Origin of the sequence: Anianabacter salinae, from assembly GCF_019061145.1 — a bacterium.
Classification (GTDB): domain Bacteria; phylum Pseudomonadota; class Alphaproteobacteria; order Rhodobacterales; family Rhodobacteraceae; genus Anianibacter; species Anianibacter salinarum.
This window is the reverse complement of sequence record NZ_JAHQZS010000004.1, coordinates 169,267-190,528: the sequence shown is the minus strand read 5'-3', so window position 1 is coordinate 190,528 and position 21,262 is coordinate 169,267. Positions and strand designations below refer to the sequence as shown.

At 65.5% G+C, this 21,262-nt stretch carries 21 protein-coding genes; 11 read left to right on the top strand and 10 right to left on the bottom strand.

What is annotated here, in order from left to right; genetic code table 11:
* Positions 1-1,683 (bottom strand): acyl-CoA dehydrogenase family protein, encoded by a 1,683-nt coding sequence (locus tag KTJ87_RS12450; RefSeq protein ID WP_267139449.1) that lies wholly within the window; start codon positions 1,681-1,683, stop codon positions 1-3.
* Between the two features lie 167 nt (positions 1,684-1,850).
* Here KTJ87_RS12450 and KTJ87_RS12445 point away from each other — a divergent pair, with 167 nt between their 5' ends.
* Entirely contained in the window at positions 1,851-2,624 is a 774-nt protein-coding gene (locus KTJ87_RS12445; protein WP_267139448.1) for a sulfite exporter TauE/SafE family protein, read from the top strand.
* 82 nt (positions 2,625-2,706) lie between these two features.
* Here the strand turns inward: KTJ87_RS12445 and KTJ87_RS12440 are convergent, their stop codons facing one another.
* Positions 2,707-4,305: a phosphoenolpyruvate carboxykinase gene (locus KTJ87_RS12440; protein WP_267139447.1), complete on the bottom strand. Its 1,599-nt coding sequence runs from the start codon at positions 4,303-4,305 to the stop codon at positions 2,707-2,709.
* Positions 4,306-4,640: 335 nt separating this feature from the next.
* On the opposite strand from KTJ87_RS12440, the gene KTJ87_RS12435 reads away from it, so the two are divergent.
* From KTJ87_RS12435 to KTJ87_RS12410, 6 genes are read left to right on the top strand one after another with little or no spacing between them, the layout of a single operon-like run.
* The gene (locus KTJ87_RS12435) at positions 4,641-5,342 is read left to right on the top strand and encodes a response regulator transcription factor (RefSeq protein WP_267139446.1); all 702 of its coding nucleotides are present in this window, start codon (positions 4,641-4,643) and stop codon (positions 5,340-5,342) included.
* A gap of 23 nt (positions 5,343-5,365) precedes the next feature.
* Positions 5,366-7,063 (top strand): sensor N-terminal transmembrane domain-containing protein, encoded by a 1,698-nt coding sequence (locus KTJ87_RS12430; RefSeq protein ID WP_407650494.1) that lies wholly within the window; start codon positions 5,366-5,368, stop codon positions 7,061-7,063.
* A gap of 18 nt (positions 7,064-7,081) precedes the next feature.
* Positions 7,082-7,504 carry an HPr kinase/phosphorylase gene (locus KTJ87_RS12425; RefSeq protein ID WP_267139444.1) on the top strand — a complete coding sequence of 141 codons (423 nt, stop codon included), beginning with the start codon at positions 7,082-7,084 and terminating at the stop codon, positions 7,502-7,504.
* On the top strand, positions 7,501-8,424 hold the full coding sequence (gene rapZ / locus KTJ87_RS12420; protein ID WP_267139443.1) for an RNase adapter RapZ: 924 nt from the start codon (positions 7,501-7,503) through the stop codon (positions 8,422-8,424). The genes KTJ87_RS12425 and rapZ overlap by 4 nt, the downstream gene beginning before the upstream one ends.
* Positions 8,425-8,428: 4 nt before the next feature.
* A complete protein-coding gene (locus tag KTJ87_RS12415) occupies positions 8,429-8,827 on the top strand; it encodes a PTS sugar transporter subunit IIA (protein WP_267139442.1) in 399 nt (132 codons plus the stop codon).
* Positions 8,828-8,830: 3 nt separating this feature from the next.
* Complete coding sequence (locus KTJ87_RS12410) at positions 8,831-9,109, top strand: HPr family phosphocarrier protein (protein ID WP_267139441.1); 279 nt, start codon at positions 8,831-8,833, stop codon at positions 9,107-9,109.
* A 27-nt stretch (positions 9,110-9,136) separates the two neighbouring features.
* Here KTJ87_RS12410 and KTJ87_RS12405 read toward each other — a convergent pair whose 3' ends face one another.
* The gene (locus tag KTJ87_RS12405; protein ID WP_267139440.1) at positions 9,137-10,012 is read right to left on the bottom strand and encodes a 3-hydroxybutyryl-CoA dehydrogenase; all 876 of its coding nucleotides are present in this window, start codon (positions 10,010-10,012) and stop codon (positions 9,137-9,139) included.
* A 162-nt stretch (positions 10,013-10,174) separates the two neighbouring features.
* On the opposite strand from KTJ87_RS12405, the gene KTJ87_RS12400 reads away from it, so the two are divergent.
* Complete coding sequence (locus KTJ87_RS12400; protein WP_267139439.1) at positions 10,175-11,002, top strand: DUF6473 family protein; 828 nt, start codon at positions 10,175-10,177, stop codon at positions 11,000-11,002.
* Between the two features lie 53 nt (positions 11,003-11,055).
* On the opposite strand, the gene KTJ87_RS12395 is transcribed toward KTJ87_RS12400, so the two are convergent.
* The 7 genes from KTJ87_RS12395 to KTJ87_RS12365 all read right to left on the bottom strand — a co-directional run bounded on the left by KTJ87_RS12395 (position 11,056) and on the right by KTJ87_RS12365 (position 16,296).
* A complete protein-coding gene (locus KTJ87_RS12395; protein WP_267139438.1) occupies positions 11,056-11,982 on the bottom strand; it encodes an electron transfer flavoprotein subunit alpha/FixB family protein in 927 nt (308 codons plus the stop codon).
* Positions 11,982-12,740: an electron transfer flavoprotein subunit beta/FixA family protein gene (locus KTJ87_RS12390; protein WP_267139437.1), complete on the bottom strand. Its 759-nt coding sequence runs from the start codon at positions 12,738-12,740 to the stop codon at positions 11,982-11,984. The genes KTJ87_RS12395 and KTJ87_RS12390 overlap by 1 nt, the downstream gene beginning before the upstream one ends.
* 176 nt (positions 12,741-12,916) lie before the next feature.
* Positions 12,917-13,489 (bottom strand): cob(I)yrinic acid a,c-diamide adenosyltransferase, encoded by a 573-nt coding sequence (locus KTJ87_RS12385; RefSeq protein WP_267139436.1) that lies wholly within the window; start codon positions 13,487-13,489, stop codon positions 12,917-12,919.
* A gap of 3 nt (positions 13,490-13,492) precedes the next feature.
* Positions 13,493-13,699, bottom strand: a complete 207-nt coding sequence (locus KTJ87_RS12380) for a twin transmembrane helix small protein (RefSeq protein ID WP_267139435.1) — start codon at positions 13,697-13,699, stop codon at positions 13,493-13,495.
* 66 nt (positions 13,700-13,765) lie between these two features.
* Positions 13,766-14,593 carry an SDR family oxidoreductase gene (locus KTJ87_RS12375; RefSeq protein WP_267139434.1) on the bottom strand — a complete coding sequence of 276 codons (828 nt, stop codon included), beginning with the start codon at positions 14,591-14,593 and terminating at the stop codon, positions 13,766-13,768.
* Positions 14,594-14,659: 66 nt separating this feature from the next.
* Complete coding sequence (locus tag KTJ87_RS12370; RefSeq protein ID WP_267139433.1) at positions 14,660-16,057, bottom strand: hypothetical protein; 1,398 nt, start codon at positions 16,055-16,057, stop codon at positions 14,660-14,662.
* 104 nt (positions 16,058-16,161) lie between these two features.
* A complete protein-coding gene (locus KTJ87_RS12365) occupies positions 16,162-16,296 on the bottom strand; it encodes a hypothetical protein (RefSeq protein WP_267139432.1) in 135 nt (44 codons plus the stop codon).
* A gap of 120 nt (positions 16,297-16,416) precedes the next feature.
* Here KTJ87_RS12365 and KTJ87_RS12360 point away from each other — a divergent pair, with 120 nt between their 5' ends.
* From KTJ87_RS12360 to KTJ87_RS12350, 3 genes are all read left to right on the top strand, one after another.
* The gene (locus tag KTJ87_RS12360) at positions 16,417-18,810 is read left to right on the top strand and encodes a DNA topoisomerase IV subunit A (RefSeq protein ID WP_267139431.1); all 2,394 of its coding nucleotides are present in this window, start codon (positions 16,417-16,419) and stop codon (positions 18,808-18,810) included.
* Positions 18,811-18,891: 81 nt separating this feature from the next.
* Positions 18,892-20,073 (top strand): DUF898 family protein, encoded by a 1,182-nt coding sequence (locus KTJ87_RS12355; protein ID WP_267139430.1) that lies wholly within the window; start codon positions 18,892-18,894, stop codon positions 20,071-20,073.
* On the top strand, positions 20,070-21,215 hold the full coding sequence (locus KTJ87_RS12350; protein WP_267139429.1) for a M48 family metallopeptidase: 1,146 nt from the start codon (positions 20,070-20,072) through the stop codon (positions 21,213-21,215). The genes KTJ87_RS12355 and KTJ87_RS12350 overlap by 4 nt, the downstream gene beginning before the upstream one ends.
* Positions 21,216-21,262 lie beyond the last annotated feature (47 nt).

Sequence of the window (21,262 nt, the reverse complement as noted above, 5' to 3'; positions counted from 1 at the left end):
TCAGCCCAGCAGCCGCCGCGCGATCACCTGCGCCTGGATCTCTGCCGCGCCCTCAAAGATGTTGAGGATGCGGGCATCGCACAGGATGCGGCTGATGCCGTATTCCAGCGCAAAGCCGTTGCCGCCATGGATCTGCAACCCATTGTCGGCGGCGGCCCAGGCCACGCGCGCACCCAGCAGTTTCGCCATCCCGGCCTCCAGGTCACAGCGGCGGTCGTTATCCTTTTGCCAGGCCGAGAAATAGGTCAACTGCCGCGCGACCATGATCTCGACTGCCATCATCGCCAGCTTCGAGGCGACGCGCGGGAAGGCGATCAGCGGTTTGCCGAACTGCTTGCGGTCGAGCGCGTATTGCATCGACACTTCCATTGCCGACTGCGCGACGCCGATGGCGCGGGCGGCGGTCTGGATGCGGGCGCTCTCGAACGTCTGCATCAACTGCTTGAAGCCCTGACCTTCCTCGCCGCCCAGAAGGTTATCGCCCGCCACGCGGAAATCGTCGAAGTTGACGGTGTATTCCTTCATGCCCCGGTAGCCGAGCACCTCGATTTCGCCGCCCGAGAGGCCATCGTCGACAAAAGGCGTCTCGTCGGTGCCGGGGGTCTTTTCGGCCAAAAACATCGACAGGCCCTTGTAGTCGTCGGTGCCTTCGACCGACCGCGCCAGCACCGTCATCACATGGGTGCGCGCGGCGTGGGTGATCCACGTCTTGTTGCCGGTGACGACCCAGTCGTCGCCATCCTTGCGGGCCTTGGTGCGCAGCGCGCCAAGGTCGGACCCGGTGTTGGGTTCGGTGAACACGGCGGTGGGCAGGATTTCCCCGCTGGCCAAGCCCGGCAGCCACTTTTCCTTTTGCGCGTCGGTGCCGCCGCACAGGATCAGTTCCGCCGCGATCTCGGACCGTGTGCCAAGCGATCCGACCCCGATGTACCCGCGCGACAGTTCTTCGGATACGACGACCATCGCTGCCTTGGACATGCCGAGACCGCCGAAGTCTTCGGGGATGGTCAGGCCGAACACGCCCATCTCGGCGAGTTCGGTGATCGTCTCCATCGGGATGAGTTCATCCTTGAGGTGCCAGTCATGGGCGAAGGGCACGACCTTGTCGTCGGCATAGCGGCGGAACTGGTCGCGGATCATCTCCAGCTCTGCATCAAGCCCGGTCGCGCCCATCGTCGCGTGGCCGTGGTTGTCCTGCATCAGCGCGACCAGCCGCATCCGCGCGGCCTGGGTGTTGCCGCCTTGGGTCAGCGCCATCACGGCGGGCGCCATCAGCGCGCGCTGGTCGTCCTGGGTCAGCCCCATGTCCTGTGGGCGCAGGATCTCGCCCTGGCTCATCGGGATGCCGCCGTAGATCTGCCAGAGGTATTCGCCGAACGCGATCTGGTGGATGAGTTGCTCCATCTCGCCGAACCGGCCGTCCGCTTCCAGCCGCTCGGCCCAGGCCTGCATCTGGCGCAGCGCCTCGACGTAGGTGGCAAGCCAGGCGAGGCCGTGCGCGGCTGTCTGTTCGGCCTCGACCAGACGGGCGGATACGCGGCCGCCCTCGGTCACACGCGCGCCGACCCGCGCCTTTGCGGTGTCCAGCAACGCCTCGGCGGGCGCGATCGCCTCGCGCGTCAGCGTCAGAAGCTCTGGCAAGATCACCGTGCGGGCTGTCATGTCCTGTCCGTCGTGGGGCATCGGGCACTCCTTTGATGGTCTCTGGCGGAGATAGGTTCTTTGCAGGTGCAGCGCAATTAAAATTCACGAAATAGCCAGCCTGAGTACGAAAGTGTCGCGGCGTTTTCTGCCGTGCAGCGCCTGTGCGGACACCGTAAGAGTTGGGGCAATCACTGGCGAGGCATGGCATGGACGCAGTATTCGGAGACCTTCAGGGGGCGCTTCTGGTGTTTGCCGTGGCAATCGGTCTGCTGGCGGGCTTCGTGAAGGGCGCCGTGGGATTCGCGATGCCGATGATCATGATCTCGGGGCTGGCCAGCATCCTGCCGCCCGAGGTCGCGCTTGCGGCACTGATCGTGCCGACGGTCCTGTCCAACGGAGTGCAGGCCATGCGCAACGGGCTGGGCGCCGCGTGGGAGTCGGTCAAGAGGTTCCGGCTCTACCTGATCATCGTGCTGGTGTTCATCCTTGGCGCCGCGCAACTTGTCACCGTGCTGCCGTCCTGGGCGATGTTCCTGATCCTGGGGGTGCCGATCACCCTGTTCGCGATCTCCCAGCTCCTGGGCTGGCAGCTGCGCATCCGTCCGGAACACCGGATGCGGGCCGAGGTTCTGATCGGCTCGGTCGCGGGGTTCGTGGGCGGCATTTCAGGCGTGTGGGGGCCGCCGACGGTGGCCTATCTGACCGCCATCGAGACGCCCAAGGCCGAACAGATGCGGGTTCAGGGGGTCGTCTATGGCGCGGGCGCGGTGATGCTGCTGCTGGCGCATCTGCGGTCGGGTGTCCTGAATGCCGACACCGCGCCCCTGTCGGTGTTCATGGTGTTGCCCGCGATGGCGGGGATGGTGGTTGGCATGTGGGTGTCCGACCGGCTCGACCAGGACCGGTTCCGCAAGGCGACGCTGGCGGTTCTGGTGATCGCGGGGCTGAACCTGATCCGGCGCGGTGTCCTGGGGATGTGAAGACGGCCCACCGTTGGGCGGGCCGCTGAAAAGTCTTTCAAAGACTTCTTGACGATTCCTTTTCAAGGAATCGCGTGGGACCTCAGCCGATGGCGACGGCGCGGACGTCCTCGTCGATGTAGCTTTCATACTGGCCGAAGTTCCCGGCGAACATGTCGACCAGCTTTTTCGCCTGCCGGTCGTAGGCCGTCCCGTCGTCCCATGTCCGGCGCGGATCGAGCAGGATCGACGCGACGCCGGGCACCTCTACGGGCACCTCGAAGCCAAAGTTCGGGTCCTTGCGGAACGTCGCATCGGCGAGCGATCCGTCAAGTGCGGCGCTCAGCAACGCGCGGGTGGCGCGGATCGGCATCCGGCTGCCGGTGCCATAGGCGCCGCCGGTCCAGCCGGTATTCACCAGCCAGCAGGTCGCGCCGTGCTTGGCGATCTTGTCCTGCAAGAGCTTGCCGTAGACCTCGGGGCGGCGCGGCATGAACGGCGCGCCGAAACAGGTCGAGAAGGTCGGTTCGGGTTCCGTCACGCCGCGCTCGGTTCCCGCCACCTTGGAGGTGAAGCCCGACAGGAAGTGATACATCGCCTGCGCCGGGGTCAGCCGCGCGATGGGCGGCAGCACTCCGAAGGCGTCGCAGGTGAGCATGATGATGTTCTTGGGATGGCCGCCCAATGCGGTGCCCGACGCGTTCGAGATATACTCGAGCGGATAGGCGCAGCGCATGTTCGCGGTCAGCGAGTCGTCGTCGAAATCAAGCTCCAGCGTCTCGGGGTCGAACACCATGTTTTCGATCACGGTGCCGAACTTGCGCGTCGTGGCAAAGATCTCGGGCTCTGCCTCGGCGGACAGGTTGATGGTCTTGGCATAGCAGCCGCCTTCGAAGTTGAAGGTGCCGCGATCGGACCAGCCATGTTCGTCATCGCCGATCAGCACGCGCGCCGGGTCTGCCGACAGGGTGGTCTTGCCGGTGCCCGACAGGCCGAAGAAGACGGCGGTGTCGACGGGGTTGTTCGGCGCGTGGTTGGCCGAACAGTGCATCGGCATCACGCCCTTCTCGGGCAGCAGGTAGTTGAGCAGGGTGAACACCGATTTCTTGTTCTCGCCCGCATACTCGGTGCCGCCAATCAGGATCAGCTTGCGGTCAAAGTTCAGCGCGATCACCGTTTCCGACCGGCAGCCGTGCCTGGACGGGTCGGCCTTGAAGGTCGGGCAGTTGATGATCGTGAACTCGGGCGTGAACGTGTCCAGCTCTTGCCGGGTGGGGCGGCGCAGAAGGTGGCGGATGAACAGCGCGTGCCATGCCAGCTCGGTCACGATGCGCACGTCGAGCCGGTGCGCAGGATCAGCGCCGCCAAAGAGGTCCTGAACGTGATAGTCGCGCCCCTTCATGTGGGCGATCATGTCGTCGTAGAGCAGATCGAAGGACGCAGGCGCCATCGGCGCGTTGTTTTCCCACCAGATCGCGTTCTCGACGGCGGGGGTGCGGACCACGAACTTGTCCTTGGGCGAGCGGCCGGTGTGCTTGCCCGTCTCGACCAGCATCGTGCCGCCAAGGCCAAGCGTTCCCTCGCCGTTCTTCAGGGCGATTTCGACCAGCGCCGGTTCAAGCAGGTTGTAATAGACATCACCGAGCTCCGAGATCCCTTGATCTTCCAAGCGCTGGCTCTGGTTTACCCGTCCGGATGTCATGTTCCTGATGCTCCTAAAGCCGATCGTCGATCGGTCGTTCCATGGTACAAGTGCAAAGCGGCGCCGGGGGCCGCGCAACTTTCTAACATGTGGACTTTGGACAGTAACAGAAGCTTCGGAGACGTTAGCGCAACCAGTCGCAGGTTAGCGCAACCGCTAGCGGTCACCGGGCGAACCTTCGCCGAACCTGAGACAAATTAGTCATCTATTGGGAAAAATTCGCTTCTCTGGCTTGGTGCCTGCAAGGTGATTCGCAGTTCCTTGTTGATTCCATGGTACGTTGCAGGGAATATGCCCAAAAAAGCAGGCAACAAGAGCAGTATAAGGAACTTCGCATGTCGAGGATTGCACTGGTCGACGACGACAGGAACATCCTGACGTCGGTTTCAATGACTCTCGAGGCCGAGGGTTTCGAGGTTGAAACCTACAACGATGGGCAATCCGCCCTCGATGCCTTCAACAAACGCCTTCCCGAACTGGCCGTTCTGGACATCAAGATGCCCCGGATGGACGGGATGGACCTGTTGCAGCGGCTGCGCCAGAAAACCACCATGCCGGTGATCTTCCTGACCTCCAAGGACGACGAGATCGACGAGGTGCTGGGGCTGCGGATGGGCGCGGACGATTACGTGCGCAAGCCGTTTTCGCAGCGTCTGCTGGTGGAACGCATCCGCGCGCTGCTGCGCCGTCAGGAAGCCATTGAAACCGGCGAAGTCGGCGACACCGAGGCGTCCAAGGTCATGGTGCGCGGCGAATTGAGCATGGACCCGCTGCGCCATTCGGTCAGCTGGAAAGGCAAGGACGTGTCGCTGACCGTGACGGAATTCCTGCTGCTGCAAGCGCTGGCCCAGCGCCCCGGCTTCGTGAAAAGCCGCGATCAGCTGATGGACGTCGCCTATGACGATCAGGTTTATGTCGACGACCGCACCATCGACAGCCACATCAAGCGCCTGCGCAAGAAGATGCGGTCGGTGGACGAGGAATTCTCGGCGATCGAGACGCTTTATGGTATCGGTTACCGGTACAACGAAGAGTAATGGTGGCAGCGGCGGATATCACGATGCCCGAGGATCACTCTCGGCGTGAACGCGATGCGGACCTGGTCCTTGGTGAGGACTGGGTGACGCTGCCCGGTCAGGCCGACGCCGCGATGCGCTCCAAGCGTGAGCGCAAGGTTCTCAACGTCAATCGCTCGCCGCTGGCCCGCAAGATCATCACCTTCAACCTGCTGGCGATGATCGTGCTTGTCGCGGGCGTTCTGTATCTCAGCCCCGCCCGCCAGAGCCTTGTCGCGCAAAGCGAGCGGTCGCTGGTGATCGACGCGCAACTGATGGCCGACATCGTCGAGGCGCGGCTGGCGGGCGGCGGCAGCGCGGCGCTGGACGCTGCGACCGCCGAGGATGCCATCGCCGCGATGACTCTGCCGCCCGGCGTGGGGATCAGGATCTTCGGCCCCGAGGGCGAGATGATCGCCGACTCGTCCGCAGTCGCCCGTCAGCCCGTCGCCGGGCTGGAAGGCATCGGCGAAGAGCCGCGCTCGACCCTCATCACCGACTTCCTGACGGGCATGTGGAAATCGCTTTATGGCCTGATCGTGCCGCAAGACGACCGCGCCGTGCCGGTCGCGCCCGACCTGCTGTCGCCGCTTGTCGCGGCCTCTCTCGAAGGGCAGACGCGGTCTGTCAGCGGGCAGGATGAACGCTCGGACACGATCTTTGCCGTGGCGACGCCGATCCTGTCGGGCGGTGTGCCGGTGGCCGTGCTGGGCCTGAACACCGAGGCTGGCGAGATCGACGCGCTGGTGCGTGCCGAGCGCGAGCAGGTGTTGCAGATGTTCGTCATCGCGATCCTCGTCTCCATCGGCCTGAGCCTTGTTCTGGCCTCGACCATCGCCAACCCGCTGGCCGATCTTGCCGCTGCCGCCGAAATGGGCCGCGACCGCAATTCCGGCCGCAAGTCGACGGGGCGCATCCGCATCCCCGACCTGTCGGGCCGCCCTGACGAGATCGGTCGCCTGTCGGGCGCACTTCGCGGGATGGTGGCGGCGCTTTACGACCGGATCGACGCGAACGAACAATTCGCGGCCGATGTCGCGCACGAGATCAAGAACCCGCTGGCCAGCCTGCGCTCGGCCATCGGTACCCTGCGCATGACCAAGCGCGACGACCACCGCGAACGCCTGCTGGAAGTCATCGAGCATGACATCCAGCGCCTCGACCGGCTGGTCAGCGACATCTCGAACGCATCGCGGCTCGACAGCGAACTGGTCAAGGAAGACGAGGAAGCCTTCGATCTTCTCAAGATGCTGCGCAATCTGACTGATTACCTCGGCAACGAGGCGCGCGGGAAAGGCGTCGACTTCATCACCGACATGCCCGGCGATCCCATCGTGATCCAGGGACTCGAGGCGCGGCTGGCGCAGGTGTTCGTCAACCTGATCTCGAACGCGATTTCGTTCTGCGAGGACGGGGATGCGATCCGGGTCTGGGCGCGCTGGCGCGAGAACCGGGTGCTGATCGTGGTCGAGGATACCGGGCCGGGCATCCCCGAACAGGCGCTGACCAAGATCTTCAACCGCTTCTATTCCGAGCGTCCCGAAGGCCAGTTCGGCAACAACTCGGGGCTTGGCCTTGCGATCTCGAAGCAGATCGTCGAGGCGCATGGCGGGGTGATCTGGGCCGAGAACATCCGCCCGACCGACGCGGACGTGACGTCGCAGCCGCTGGGCGCCCGCTTCGTCGTGGGCTTGCCGGTCTAGCGGGGGCAGGGTGGGGCGATGAACAGCCTCATCCTCCATGCCACCACCGTCGCGCTGGATGGCCGCGCGCTGATCCTTGCGGGCGCGTCAGGCAGCGGCAAGTCCAGCCTCGCGCTCGAGTTGATCTCACGCGGCTGCGCGCTGGTGGCGGACGACCGCACGAAGGTGGATGTCGAGAACGGCGCACTCGTCGTGCGCGCGCCCACCGCCATTGCGGGCTGGATCGAGGTGCGCGGCTTGGGTATCCTGAATGCAACCGTCACCGACCAAGCGCACCCCGTCGCCTATGTCGATCTTGACAGCGTCGAGCGGCAGCGCCTTCCTCCGCCTCGGACGAAAGACGTGCTTGGCCACCCCCTGCGGCTCTTTCACAAGATCGAGAGCCCTGTCTTCCCGGCTGCGTTGCTGCAATATCTAAGGCTCGGAGAAGCCGAGACATGAACCTCACCCTACAGCCCCAGACCGCGCGCAGCGTGGAAGAGCACCGGATCGTGCTGGTCACCGGGCCATCGGGCGCCGGACGGTCGACGGCTGTCAACGTGCTGGAAGACCTGGGATACGAGGCGATCGACAACCTGCCGTTCTCGCTGCTGCCACGCCTATTGGCCGGGCCGCCGCTGGGCAAGCCGATGGCGCTGGGCTTGGACACCCGCAACCGCGACTTCTCGGTCGACGGGATGCTTGACCTGATCCGCTCGCTGTCCAGCGATCCGGCCTACAATGCCGAGGTCCTGTATATCGACTGCCGCGCCGATGTGCTGGCCCGCCGCTATTCCGAGACGCGCAGGCGGCATCCGATGGCGCAGGACGATTCGCCCATCGTCGGGATCGAGCGTGAGGTCGAGATGCTGGCGCCCGTGCGTGCGCAGGCCCATGTCCTGATCGACACGTCCGACTTGTCGCCGCACGATTTGCGCGACGAGGTGACGCGCTGGTTCGATACCGCGCCGGACGCGCGGCTGGCGGTGTCGGTGCAATCCTTCTCGTTCAAGCGCGGCATCCCGCGCGGCATGGACATGGTGTTTGACTGCCGGTTTCTGCGCAATCCGCACTGGGACGCGGCATTGCGTCCGCTGGACGGACGCGCCGCCGAGGTGCACGACTATATCGCAGGGGACGACCGGTTCGAGCCGTTCTTCGACAAGGTGGCAGATCTGGTGGTGTCGCTCTTGCCGGCCTACCGGGACGAGGGGAAGTCGCACCTTTCCATCGGGCTGGGCTGCACCGGGGGGCAACACAGGTCGGTCGCCGTTGCGGAACGACTGGCAAAGGCGCTTGCATTGGCGGGATGGGGCGTTTCTATAAGGCATCGTGAACTCGAGCGGCGCGACCGATCATCGCCGCGCTCGGAGCTGGGGTGAGGATTTGATCGGTATCGTCATCGTCGCCCATGGCGGGCTTGCCCAGGAATATCTGGCCGCTGTTGAGCATGTCGTCGGAAAGCAGAACGGTATCCGCGCGATTGCGATCGAGGCGGACCATGACCGTGGCCTGAAGCAGAGCGAGATCTGCGCTGCCGCCGACAGTGTCGACGGCGGAAGCGGCGTTGTGGTCGTGACAGACATGTTCGGCGGATCGCCCTCGAACCTGTCGCTGCGCGCCTGCGAGCCGGAAAACCGGCAGATCGTCTATGGCGCCAATCTTCCGATGCTCATCAAGTTGGCCAAGTCGCGGCACCTTGCCGTGCCGGACGCGGTGAATTCCGCGCTGATCGCAGGACGCAAGTATATCGATTGCTTCGCCGGCCCACGGGCCGCGGAATAGCCGATGACCGAGACCGTCCTGCGCACCCTGAAGATCGTGAACGAGAAGGGCCTTCATGCCCGCGCCTCGGCCAAGCTGGTCGAGGTGGTCGAGGCGCATGATGCCCGCGCGACGATCCGCAAGGACGGGCTGGACGCGTCGGGCGACAGCATCATGGGGCTGCTGATGCTTGCGGGGTCCAAGGGAACCACGATCGAGGTGGAAACCAGCGGCCCCGATGCCGAACGGCTGGCCGACGCCATCGCCGCGCTGGTGGCCGATCGCTTTGGCGAGGGGATGTAGCGCCCTCGCGATTGCGCCGCGGTCCGCTTAGCGTGTCGGAACCGGCGTCTCTCCACGATAGTCGTAAAATCCGCGGTCGGTCTTGCGGCCCAGCCACCCGGCCTCGACGTATTTCGTGAGCAGGGGGCAGGGGCGATACTTGGTGTCGGCCAACCCGTCGTGCAGCACGTTCATGATCGCAAGGCAGGTGTCTAGTCCGATGAAATCGGCCAGTTCCAGCGGACCCATCGGGTGGTTGGCGCCCAGCTTCATCGACTCGTCGATGGACTTCACGCTGCCGACGCCTTCGTAGAGCGTATATACCGCCTCGTTTATCATCGGCATCAGGATGCGGTTCACGATGAAAGCGGGGAAATCCTCGGCCGAGGCGGCGGTCTTGCCGATCTTCTCGACGACCGCATGACAGGCCTTGAAGGTCTCTTCGCTGGTGGCGATGCCGCGGATCAGCTCGACCAGCTGCATCACCGGCACCGGGTTCATGAAGTGGAACCCCATGAACTTTTCCGGCCGGTCGGTGCGGCTTGCCAGCCGTGTGATCGAAATGGACGACGTGTTCGAGGTCAGGATCGTGTGTGGTTTGAGGTGCGGCAGCAAGTCTTCGAAGATCGCCTGCTTGACCGTCTCGCGCTCGGTCGCGGCCTCGATCACCAGGTCGGCGGCACCCACGTCGGGCAGGGACAGGGTGGTGCGGATGCGGGCCATCGCCGCGTCCTTGTCCGCCTCGGAAATCTTGCCGCGCGACACCTGCCGGTCGAGGTTGCCGGTGACCGTCACCAGCGCCTTGTCCAGCGCGTCCTGCCCGATGTCGTTCAGGATCACGTCATACCCGGCAAGCGCCATCACATGAGCGATCCCGTTGCCCATCTGCCCCGCGCCGATCACGCCGATCGTGGAAATCTCCATGGTCACCCTCGTTCGCTCGTCGCCGGACCTTATGCCCCGGCCCGAGAGCGGTGCAAGCGCGAATGATCCAGCGCATTCGACGCGAATTGGCCCGTTAGCGCTGCGCTAACCCGCCGCTGAAAGGGTGATCGCGGGTGAACTGAAATCAAGGGGTGGTGGGCAATGACCGACCAGACGCCGGGCCGCAGCGGCCTCGACTATCTGCCGTGTCTCTACGGACAATCCAAGGTGCTGTTCCGGGGGCCGCGCCGCCGCCTGATCGCGCCCTACGCGAGCTATCTCGGCGGGACGGAAACCTACGGGCGCTTCGTGCCGCGCCCGTTCCCGGCGCTGGTCGAGGATGCGCTGGCGCTGCGCAGCGTGAACCTTGGCTGCCTGAATGCCGGTATCGACCTGTACCTGCGCGATGAAAGCCTGCTGGAAATCGCGCGCAAGGGCGCGGTGACGGTGATCGAGGTGTCGGGCGCGCATCTCAACTCCAACCGGTTCTACGCCGTGCATCCGCGCCGGAACGACAGGTTCCTGCATGCCTCGCCGCTGCTGCAGACGATCTATCCCGAGATCGACTATACCGAGTTCCATTTCACGCGGCACATGCTGACCCGCCTGCGAGAGGCGTCGGAGGCCAAGTTCTTCATGGTGCAGCAGGAACTGCAGGACGCCTGGATCGCACGCATGCGAACCCTGATCGAACGGGTCGGCGGGCGGGTGATCCTGTTGTGGATGTCCCGCCATGCGCCGGATGCCGCAGGGCAGGATCTTGCCGCCCCATCGGAGCCGCTGTTCGTGACCCGGGCCATGGTCGATGCGGTCGCGGAAGGCGCGGATGCGCTGGTCGAGATCGTGGCGACGCCGGGCGAGATCGGGGACGGCAAGGACGGTCTGATGTTCGGCCCCGAGGATGCGGCGGCAGCAGAGGAGATGCTGGGCACCTGCGTCCATGCCCGCGCGGCCGCCGTCTTGGGTGATCTTCTGTCAGGAACGCGCTGAAACGCGAACGGCCCGCCGTTGCCGGCGGGCCGCAGGTCATGTGCTGGAATGGATCACAGCTTTTCGGTCAGCTCCGGCAGGGCCGTGAACAGGTCGGCGACAAGGCCGTAGTCGGCGACCTGGAAGATCGGCGCCTCTTCGTCCTTGTTGATCGCGACGATGATCTTGCTGTCCTTCATCCCCGCAAGGTGCTGGATCGCGCCCGAGATGCCGACCGCGATATAGAGGTCCGGTGCCACGACCTTGCCGGTCTGGCCGACCTGCCAGTCGTTCGGCGCGTAGCCCGAATCGACCGCCGCACGGGACGCGCCGACGGCGGCGCCCAGCTTGTCGGCGAGTTTCTCGATCAGCTCGAAATTGTCCTCGGAGCCGACACCGCGGCCGCCCGAGACAACGATACCCGCAGACGTCAGGTCGGGCCGGTCGCTTTCGGCCAGCTTGTCCTCGATCCATTCCGACAGCGCCGGATTGTCCGCTGCCGAGATCGTCTCGACTGGCGCCGAGTTGCCGGTGCCCGCAAGCTCGAACGACGACGTGCGGATCGAGAAGACCTTCTTGGCGTCCTTCGATTTCACCGTCTGCACGGCATTGCCCGCGTAGATCGGACGCTCGAAGGTGTCGGCGTCGACGACGGCCGAAATGTCGGTGATGACCATGACATCCAGAAGCGCGGCGACGCGCGGCAGGATGTTCTTGGCGTCCGTGGTCGCGGGCGCGGCGATGTGGTCATAGTCTCCGGCCAGCGACACCAGAAGCGCCGCCGTCGGTTCGGCCAGCCGGTGATCGAGCGACGCATCCTCGGCGCAGAGCACCTTGGTCACGCCGTCGATGGTGGCCGCGTCTTCCGCCGCCTTCTTGGCCGAGGCCCCGGCGCAAAGAACCGTCACGTCGCCCAGCGATTTCACCGCGGCGACGGCCTTGGCGGTGGCGTCCATCGACAATTCGCCCGCGTTCACTTCACCCAGTAGAAGAACAGCCATCAGACAGCCCCCGCTTCCTTGAGTTTCGCCACAAGCTCGTCCACCGAGCCCACGATTTCGCCCGCCTTGCGCGCCTCGGGTTCGGTCGTCTTGACGACCTCGAGGCGCGGGCTGACATCCACGCCGTAGTCGGCGGCGGTCTTTTCATCGAGAGGCTTCTTCTTCGCCTTCATGATGTTCGGCAGCGACGCATAGCGCGGCTCGTTCAGGCGCAGATCGACGGTCACGATGGCGGGCATCTTGACCTTGATCGTCTGCAGGCCGCCGTCGACCTCGCGTGTGACGGTGGCGTGATCGCCGTCGATGTCCAGCTTCGAGGCGAAGGTCGCCTGCGACCAGCCCAGAAGCGCGGCCAGCATCTGGCCGGTGGCGTTCATGTCGTTGTCGATGGCCTGCTTGCCGGCCAGCACGAGGCCCGGCTGTTCCTCGTCGATCACCGCCTTGAGGATCTTGGCGACCGCCAAGGGCTCGATGTCCTGGTGCACGTCGTCGGCGGCAATCACGAGGATCGCACGGTCGGCGCCCATCGCCAGCGCGGTGCGCAGGGTTTCCTGCGCCTGCTTGACGCCGATCGACACCGCGATGACCTCGTCGGCCTTTCCGGCCTCCTTGAGGCGAATCGCCTCTTCGCAGGCGATCTCGTCGAACGGGTTCATCGACATCTTGACGTTGGCGAGATCGACACCGCTGCCGTCCGATTTGACACGGACCTTCACGTTGTAGTCGATCACGCGTTTGACAGGCACGAGGACCTTCATGGCGCGTTTCTCCCTTTAGATACCCTGCGGAACTGGCAGGGCCACTGAATGCTCCACCGGAGAGTTAGCGGCTCAAGCGCATGACTGACAGGGCAAAATCGTCACGTCATGGTGCAGGGACGCCGCGTTTCGCCGATGGTGGCGCTATCAGGCGACGCCCCGCCGCTTCGCTGCGCTCAGCGGTTGGCGCCTGGAATCCAAAGCACGTCACCCCCGGCGGTGTGGTTGGCGTAGCGGCTGGCGACGAAGAACCAGTCGGACAGGCGGTTGAGGTATTTCACCGCCATCGGGTTCGCCTCTTCCATCGTGGCCAGCTCGACCGTGTGGCGTTCGGCCCGGCGCGCGACGGTGCGGCACAGGTGCAGATGCGCGGCCAGCGGGGTGCCTGCGGGCAGCACGAAGCTGCGCAGCGGCTGCAGCGTGCCGTTCATCGCGTCGATCTCGGATTCCAGCCGGTCCACCTGGCTTTCGATCACCCGCAGCGGCGGGTATTCGGCGTCCGCGTCCTTGTACATGTCAGGGCGGCACAGGTCGGCGCCCAGGTCGAACAGGTCGTTCTGGATGCGCGAAAGTTGCGCGTCCATCTCTTCACCCGCCTGCAGCCGGGCCAGCCCGACCGTGGCGTTCAATTCGTCGACGGTGCCATAGGCGGTCACGCGCATCGAATGCTTGGCGACCCGCGCGCCGTTGCCCAGCGCGGTTTCGCCGTCATCCCCGGTCTTGGTGTAGATTTTCGACAGAACGACCATGCCCTAGCCTCCCATGCGGCGGAAAAAGACGAAGCCGAGGATCACCACGATCGCCACGGCCTGCGCATAGATGCGATACCGCATGATGCGGTTCGCATGCTTGCGGTTGAAATCCCCGCCCTTCGCGAAGCCCCCGATGCCGATCATCAGGATGACCAGCACGGCAAGCGTTGCGACGACGACGATAAGAAACAGCGGGTCTTGGAACATCGGGGCCTCGGAATGAACGTCAGGGGCGGGATGTAGAGGTGTGCATCAAAAAAGCGAATGCGTCCATCAGGCGCGCCCAAGCGCCCGGTCAAGCAGCCGCGTGGGCAGGACGCGGCGCAGGACGTTGGCGATATGGGTCGGGGTGGTCACGAAATAGCGTGCGCGGGGGCGCGGCGCGTCAAGCGCGGCGATCAGTTTCGCGGTGACGGCGGAGGGCGGCATCTCGAACCGGTCCTTGGCGCCTTGGGCCTGAAGGCGCGGGATCAGGCTGTCGCGGTATTGGGTCGCGCGGGCCGACCCCTGCCAGTCGATCCAACGCTCGAACTGGAGTGCCGCGTTGCGGCGGAAGGCTGTGCCGATGGGGCCGGGCTCGATCAGGATCACGTCGATGCCGGTATCGGCCATCTCCATCCGCAGGGTGTCTGTCAGACCCTCCAGCGCGAACTTGGTGGCGACATAGGCGCCGCGCCATTTCGCGGCGACAAGGCCAAGCACGGAGGAACAATTGACGATGCGGCCGTGCCCCTGCGCGCGCATGATCGGCAGGACGGCGCGTGTCAGGGTGTGCCAGCCGAACAGGTTCGCCTCGAATATGGCGCGCAGAGCGTCGGTGGGGACATCCTCGACGGCGGCAGGGACCGCATAGGCGCCGTTGTTGAACAGCGCGTCCAGCGTGCCGCCGGTCGCTGTCAGCACCTCGGCCAAAGCGGCATGGATCGACGCCTCGTCTTCGTAATCGAGACGCAGCGCGGTCAGGCCCTCGGCGCGCAGGCGGTCCACATCCTCGGGCTTGCGGCAACTCGCAAAGACCTGCCAGCCCCGCCGGTGCAGGGTCGTCGCGGCGTCATGGCCGATGCCGGACGAACAGCCGGTGATGAGGATCGAGCGCGCCATGCGCCCCGCGTGACGCATGGCGGCGAAAGGATCAAGGCCCGGCGTGGGGCCTTGATCGCGGGGCGGCTACTGGCTGGGCGCGTTTCGGCGCACGGCGTTCTGGCCGTCCCACTGGTCGATGGCAAATCCGCCCTGCTGCGTCTCGCCGATGAACTCCAGGTAGTTCTGGATCGCCTTGGACATCTGCAAGGAAAAGTCGAGCGAGATGGTGTCGGGATCGAACGTCTCGCCTTCCTCGAAGTTGCGGAACCAGCGCATCCAGCGGTCGCTGGCTTCGGTCCCGTTGGGCGGCGTCGGGTTGTTCGGCGCTAGGAAGGCGAGGATCGGAGAAACCGCAGGCTGCTGCGACGTGGAATGGCACGACATGCAGCTTGAGGCCGGGTTGTCCGCCGGGCCGTTCAGGCGCGAATTGAAGCCAAGGTGCATCGCGGGCATCGCGCTGTCGGGGTTGATCCAGGTCTGGGTGAGATCGGCGTTGATGACCGTCTCGGTGGGCTTGTCGTTGACGAAGGACATGCGCACGTCCGGGTCGTTGCCCCACATCACGCCGACCGGCATCAGGTTGCACCAGTTCATGCCCGCGCCGAAGTCCTTGCAGCCTTCGTGATACGGCGAATCGGCGGGCAGGCCGCCGTTGTAGACGAAGGTGCCGAACACCCATCCTGCCGCATCGGTGGCGCGCGGGTCCTTCACCATGATGTCCATCTGCAGAAGGTTGACCATCTGCGTGGACCGCGTGGCGGTGGACATGTCGGACGGGCAGGTCTGGCCCGTGGACGGCACGTCGCAGTCATACATGTAGGCCTTCCACTGCAGCGGGTTCTGCAAATACGGCACCTGCGCCTCGTCCAGAACGGTGAACAGGAACTTGCCGACGATGGTGCCGTCCGGGAAATTGCCGTTCTCGATGAAATAGTCGAGGTTCGGCCCCGCGTTGGCAGAGGGCCAGACCTGGCCGAAGGCAAAGCCGCCCGGCGCGTTGTAGAAGCCGACGGCATAGGCAAAGCTTGCGTCGCTCTGGCTGGGGGCCAGGACCTCGGCGGACAGCGGGCCTTCGCGGGTCAGGCCGTGGTAGGCTTCGCGCCCGGTCTCGCCCCAATGCTGCCAGGGTGCGTGATACCAGTCGATCCCGGCGCTGTTGGCTTGCAGGACGAAATCGTCCTCGACATCGCCGCCGTGGATGTTGCCCTTGAAGATGTAGTCGCGCACCGACAGCGCCCAGCCGTTCGGGTCATTCTCGAAATCCATGCCGAGGATGGCGCTGACATCCGAATCGAGCGCGGGTTCCTCGGAGGGATAGCTGTCGGACAGCACGAATACCGGGCCTCGATAGGCGGGATCGGCGGCAGTGACGTTGAAGTCCGGGAAGCCGACTTCAAACTCGTACTTGAAATTCTGTGCAAGCGCGGGCTGCGCAAGCAGCAGTGAGCCGCAAAGCGCGGACCCGATCTGAAACCGTGTCATCTGTGTCTCCTCTCAATTGCCAGGGTGAGGTGTGTTCACCTTAGGGTTGAAAGGAGTGCCGACCTAGAAGTTTCCGTTGTGCGTCTCGCCAGTGAGCATCGGCGTCAGGGTGACATGCCGATCAGCCCGGACCGCAGGGCACTGTCTGCGGCGGCGTCGATCCCGCCGCCGGGGCGGTCGGACGCCATCAGCATCGCTGCAAAGAGGGCTGTTCCAAGAAGCACGCTGAGGCGGGTCATCCGTTTTCCTTCCCGGCAGTGTGGCGCGCACGGCGCGCGCGTCCATTTCACGTCCGGTCAACGGCGCGGATGTTCGGTTGGTTCCTTGTGACGGGAATCAACGGGCGCTAAGACCGGATCATGACCGACCAGCCCGAAGACGATCTCACCGACGACCGCCAGCCGACCGAATCCCTGTCCCGGGCCATCGGCGAGCGGTATCTGACCTATGCACTGTCGACGATCATGCACCGGGCGCTGCCCGACGCGCGCGACGGGTTGAAGCCGGTGCACCGCCGTATCCTGTTCGCCATGCGCGAATTGCGCCTGTCGGCCACCAGCGCCTTCCGCAAGTCGGCGAAGATTTCGGGCGACGTGATGGGCAACTATCACCCGCACGGCGACAGCGCGATCTACGACGCGATGGCGCGACTCGCGCAGGATTTCAACGTCCGCTATCCGCTGGTCGACGGGCAGGGCAATTTCGGCAACATCGACGGCGACAATCCCGCCGCCAGTCGCTACACCGAGGCCCGGCTGACCGCCGTGGCCGAGGCGCTGCTGGAAGGTCTGAACGAGGACGCCGTCGATTTCCGCGAGAATTATGACGGCACGCTGACCGAGCCTGTCGTGCTGCCTGCGCGGTTCCCGAACCTTCTGGCGAACGGGTCGTCCGGCATCGCCGTGGGCATGGCCACCAACATTCCGCCGCACAACATCGACGAGTTGATCGGCGCGGCGCTGCATCTCATCAAGCACCCCAACGCCGCCGATGAGACCCTGATCGAGCATGTGCCCGGCCCCGATTTCCCCACCGGCGGCGTGATCGTCGAGCCGCCCGCACAGATCACCGAAGCCTACCGGACCGGGCGCGGGTCGTTCCGCCTGCGCGCCAAGTGGGAAATCGAGGATCTGGGCCGGGGGCAGTGGCAGATCGTCGTCACCGAAATTCCCTATCAGGTGCAGAAGTCCAAGCTGATCGAAAAGCTGGCTGAACTGATCCAGACCAAGAAGGTGCCGATCCTCGCCGACGTGCGCGACGAGAGCGCCGACGATGTGCGCCTCGTGCTGGAGCCGCGCGCGCGCACCGTGGATGCCGATGTGCTGATGAGCACGCTGTTCCGCAACTCGGACCTCGAAATCCGGTTCTCGCTGAACATGAACGTGCTGATCGACGGACGCACGCCGAAGGTCTGTTCGCTGAAAGAGGTGCTGCGCGCCTTCCTCGACCACCGGCAGGACGTGCTCAGGCGCCGGTCGCGCCACCGTCTGGGCAAGATCGACCACCGGCTTGAGGTGCTGGAGGGGCTGATCGTCGCCTTCCTGAACCTCGACCGCGTGATCGACATCATCCGCTACGACGACGATCCCAAGATCGCGATGATGTACGAGGATTGGTCGAAAGAGCATCAGTCGGGCCAGCGCCGCGCCACGTCCGAGGCCGATTATGTCTCGCCGCTGATCGGCGTCGATCTGGCAAAGGTCACGCCGCAGCCCGACACCACGGGCACTTATCTTGCGGGCGATCCGCCGCTGCGCTTTGCCGACCGCGACCTGTCGGACATGCAGGCCGAGGCGATCCTCAACATGCGGCTGCGGTCCCTGCGCCGCCTTGAAGAGCTGGAGCTTGTGGCCGAGCGTGACCGCCTGCTGGAGGAACGCGCCGGGCTGGAGGATCTGCTGGGCGACGAGGGCCTGCAATGGAAACGCATCGCCGAAGAGCTGCGCGAGACCCGCAAGCAGTTCGGCAAGACCTCGGAATTCGGCGCGCGGCGCACCCAGTTCGCCGAGGCGACCGAGGTGGCCGATGTGCCGCTGGAAGCGATGATCGAGAAGGAGCCGATCACCGTGGTCTGCTCGTCGATGGGCTGGATCCGGGCGATGAAGGGCCACATCGCGCTCGACAGCGAGTTGAAATTCAAGGACGGGGACGAGGGGCGGTTCCTGTTCCACGCCCAGACCACCGACAAGATCCTCGTCTTCGGATCGAACGGGCGGTTCTACACCTTGTCCGCCGCCAACCTGCCCGGCGGGCGCGGCATGGGCGAGCCGCTGCGCCTGATGGTCGATCTGCCGAACGAGGCCGAGATCGTCACGCTGCGCATTCACCGCCCCCGCGCGCGGCTGCTGGTCGCGTCGAGTGCGGGCGACGGATTCGTCGTGCCCGAGGACGAGGTCGTGGCGCAGACACGCGCGGGCAAGCAGGTGCTGACCGTGCGCGGCGATGTGCGGGCAAGGGTGTGTTCTGCGGTGGCAGGCGATCACGTCGCGGTCGTCGGAGACAATCGCAAGGTTCTGGTGTTCCCGCTGGACGAGTTGCCCGAGATGGCCAAGGGCAAGGGCGTGCGGCTGCAGAAATACAAGGACGGCGGCATGTCCGATGCGATCACCTTCGCGCTGGGCGCCGGGTTGTCCTGGAAAGACCCCGCAGGGCGCACCCGCACCGAGACCGACCTTGACGAATGGATCGGCAAGCGCGCCAGCGCGGGCCGGATGGCGCCGCGCGGCTTCCCGAGGGACAACCGCTTTACCTGACGGTGCGGCGCGGCCACAAGCGCCGCGCCCGCGTCATTCAGGCAGTAGCGCGACCGTGTCGCCCCGCCTAACCTGCGCGCGATGGATACGGCGACGCTTCACACCGATTTCGCTGGCAGACGCGGGCCGCTGTTCGGCCTTGCGCTGCGCACGGCCGTGCTGACGATCCTGACGCTGGGGATCTACCGGTTCTGGATGAAGACGCGGCTGCGCCGCTACTACTGGTCGTCGATCCGCCCAGGTGGCCTGCCGCTCGAATATGCCGGGATGCCGCTGGAAAAGCTGCTGGGCTTCCTGATCGCGGTGGTGTTTCTGGCGTTCTACATCGGCATCGTGAACCTGATCCTGATGTTCGCCAGCTTTGCGATCCTGCACGGCAATGTCACCGCCTACGCGCTGTCCTTTGTCGGGGTGATCCCGGTCATCTTCTACGCCCGCTATCGCGCCCGCCGCTATGTGCTGGCTCGCACCCGCTGGCGCGGCATTCGCTTCGGGGTGGAACCCGGGGCTTGGGGGTATGCCCTGCGCGCGCTGTGGCACTGGCTTTTGACGCTTCTGACACTGGGCCTCTACTGGCCGCGCAAGACCTTCTGGCTTGAGAAGTATCGCACCGACCGGACCTATTTCGGCACGCAGCCGCTGGTGCAGGGCGGGCGCTGGACGATGCTGATCCGCCCGTTCCTGCCGCTTGTCGCAGGGGTGGCGGGAACGGCGCTCTTGGGGTTGGCGGCGGCGGGCGGTGGACTGCCCTTGCTGCTGGGACTGTTCGTTACGGTGCCGCTCACGCTCTACGGTCTTGCGCACTGGAACGTGCATGCCTTTCGCCGCCTGACCAACGCCAAGACTGGCGGTCCGGTCCGGTTCGAGGCGCGGCCGCGCGTATGGCGCGTGCTGCGCATCTACGCGGTCGGCTGGATGCTGATCGCGCTGGCCTATGCCGCATTGCTGACGCTGTTCGCCGTGGTGCTTGGCGCCCTGACGGCGGCGTCCGGCTCGTTCGCGGCCATGTCGCCGAACGAGATCATCGAGGCGATCCCGCGTTGGGCCGCCGTGCTGCTGGGCGTCGCGGCCTATTTCTCGGTCTTCCTGACCTACGGCGTCCTGGCGCATGTCTTCCTGCGCCTGCCGATCTGGCGCCACTATGCCGAGACGCTGACGATCCATGGCGCCGACGCGATCCTGCCCATCGGCCAGCGCGCCCGCGATGAGATGGAGCGCGCCGAGGGGCTGGCCGAGGCCCTGGACCTGGGGGCCGCGATATGACGCTGATCCATGTCGGCACCGGGGCGCAACCGCACGATTTCCGGGCGGTCTGGCTGGATGGCCACGCCGCGCGCGCGCCCGAGATCGCGGCACGGATCGAGGACGGGCCGGTTCCCATGTTGCGCCTTGCGGTTCAGGGAGCGGCGGAAAAGGCCTGGCCGCTTGAAGAGGTGCGCCGCCTGCCGGATCAGGCAGGGCAGGGCCAGATCGTCCTGACCCACCCGTCCGACCCGCTGGCCCGTGTCGTCGTGTCCGAGCCCGAGGCGTGCCGTCTGATCGCTGCCCGCTGCCGCAACCTTGACCGGGCGCCGCCCCGGCGCGGACTGGGGCGGATCGCGCTTTGGGCGGTCGGGGCGGTGGCGTCTGTTGCGCTCATCATCCTGGTGCTGGTGCCGCAGATGGCCAACCAGCTGGCGACCTATCTGCCCCCCGAGGGCGAGGTTGCGCTCGGCCAAAGCACGCTGGGCCAGATCCGCGACGCGATCGGTGACGGCTCTGCCGTCGGGATCTGCGAGACGCCCGAGGGGCGGCGTGCGCTGGACGAGATGACGGCACGGCTGATCGCGCAGACCGATCTGCCCTATCCGGTGCAGGTCGATGTGCTGGACAACGAACTCGTCAATGCCTTCGCGTTGCCCGGCGGCCAGATCGTGCTGTTTCGGGGTCTGATCGACGCGGCGGAACATCCCGACGAGGTCGCCGCCGTGCTGGCGCACGAGATCGGCCATGTGGTGAACCGCGATCCCACCCGCACCGCGCTGCGCACCGCGGGCTCGCTGGGCGTTCTGGGCCTGCTGTTCGGAGATTTCGCTGGCGGCACGGTGGTGCTGTTCCTGACCGAACGGCTGATCCAGGCGAGCTATTCGCAAGAGGCGGAAAGCGCCGCCGATGCCTTTGCCCACGGCACGCTGGCACGGGCAGGCATTCCGCCGGGGGCGCTGGCCGACATGTTCGAGCGGCTGCGCGACCGATCCGGAGAGGAGCCGGGCGTGATCCGGCATTTCCTGGCGCATCCGGGGCTTGGCGACCGCATCGCCGCCGCCCGTGCCGCCGATGCGGATCGCGCCGAGGTTTACCGCCCCGCGCTGGGCGAAGCGGACTGGCAGGCGTTGCAGCGTATCTGCATCACGCCGGGGGACTGACACGGCCTTGAATTGCGTCGCGGGCCGCGCTGGGCTAGGCACAGGCA

Bases quoted from the DNA above. Each gene is read 5' to 3' on its own strand.
- KTJ87_RS12355 (WP_267139430.1), top strand. From the start codon at position 18,892: ATGGATACGGCGACGCTTCACACCGATTTCGCTGGCAGACGCGGGCCG.
- KTJ87_RS12350 (WP_267139429.1), top strand. From the start codon at position 20,070: ATGACGCTGATCCATGTCGGCACCGGGGCGCAACCGCACGATTTCCGG.
- KTJ87_RS12385 (WP_267139436.1), bottom strand. From the start codon at position 13,489: ATGGTCGTTCTGTCGAAAATCTACACCAAGACCGGGGATGACGGCGAA.
- KTJ87_RS12425 (WP_267139444.1), top strand. From the start codon at position 7,082: ATGAACAGCCTCATCCTCCATGCCACCACCGTCGCGCTGGATGGCCGC.
- KTJ87_RS12360 (WP_267139431.1), top strand. From the start codon at position 16,417: ATGACCGACCAGCCCGAAGACGATCTCACCGACGACCGCCAGCCGACC.
- KTJ87_RS12370 (WP_267139433.1), bottom strand. From the start codon at position 16,057: ATGACACGGTTTCAGATCGGGTCCGCGCTTTGCGGCTCACTGCTGCTT.
- KTJ87_RS12435 (WP_267139446.1), top strand. From the start codon at position 4,641: ATGTCGAGGATTGCACTGGTCGACGACGACAGGAACATCCTGACGTCG.
- KTJ87_RS12445 (WP_267139448.1), top strand. From the start codon at position 1,851: ATGGACGCAGTATTCGGAGACCTTCAGGGGGCGCTTCTGGTGTTTGCC.
- KTJ87_RS12375 (WP_267139434.1), bottom strand. From the start codon at position 14,593: ATGGCGCGCTCGATCCTCATCACCGGCTGTTCGTCCGGCATCGGCCAT.
- KTJ87_RS12405 (WP_267139440.1), bottom strand. From the start codon at position 10,012: ATGGAGATTTCCACGATCGGCGTGATCGGCGCGGGGCAGATGGGCAAC.
- rapZ (WP_267139443.1), top strand. From the start codon at position 7,501: ATGAACCTCACCCTACAGCCCCAGACCGCGCGCAGCGTGGAAGAGCAC.
- KTJ87_RS12410 (WP_267139441.1), top strand. From the start codon at position 8,831: ATGACCGAGACCGTCCTGCGCACCCTGAAGATCGTGAACGAGAAGGGC.
- KTJ87_RS12430 (WP_407650494.1), top strand. From the start codon at position 5,366: ATGCCCGAGGATCACTCTCGGCGTGAACGCGATGCGGACCTGGTCCTT.
- KTJ87_RS12380 (WP_267139435.1), bottom strand. From the start codon at position 13,699: ATGTTCCAAGACCCGCTGTTTCTTATCGTCGTCGTCGCAACGCTTGCC.
- KTJ87_RS12450 (WP_267139449.1), bottom strand. From the start codon at position 1,683: ATGCCCCACGACGGACAGGACATGACAGCCCGCACGGTGATCTTGCCA.
- KTJ87_RS12365 (WP_267139432.1), bottom strand. From the start codon at position 16,296: ATGACCCGCCTCAGCGTGCTTCTTGGAACAGCCCTCTTTGCAGCGATG.
- KTJ87_RS12395 (WP_267139438.1), bottom strand. From the start codon at position 11,982: ATGGCTGTTCTTCTACTGGGTGAAGTGAACGCGGGCGAATTGTCGATG.
- KTJ87_RS12440 (WP_267139447.1), bottom strand. From the start codon at position 4,305: ATGACATCCGGACGGGTAAACCAGAGCCAGCGCTTGGAAGATCAAGGG.
- KTJ87_RS12390 (WP_267139437.1), bottom strand. From the start codon at position 12,740: ATGAAGGTCCTCGTGCCTGTCAAACGCGTGATCGACTACAACGTGAAG.
- KTJ87_RS12400 (WP_267139439.1), top strand. From the start codon at position 10,175: ATGACCGACCAGACGCCGGGCCGCAGCGGCCTCGACTATCTGCCGTGT.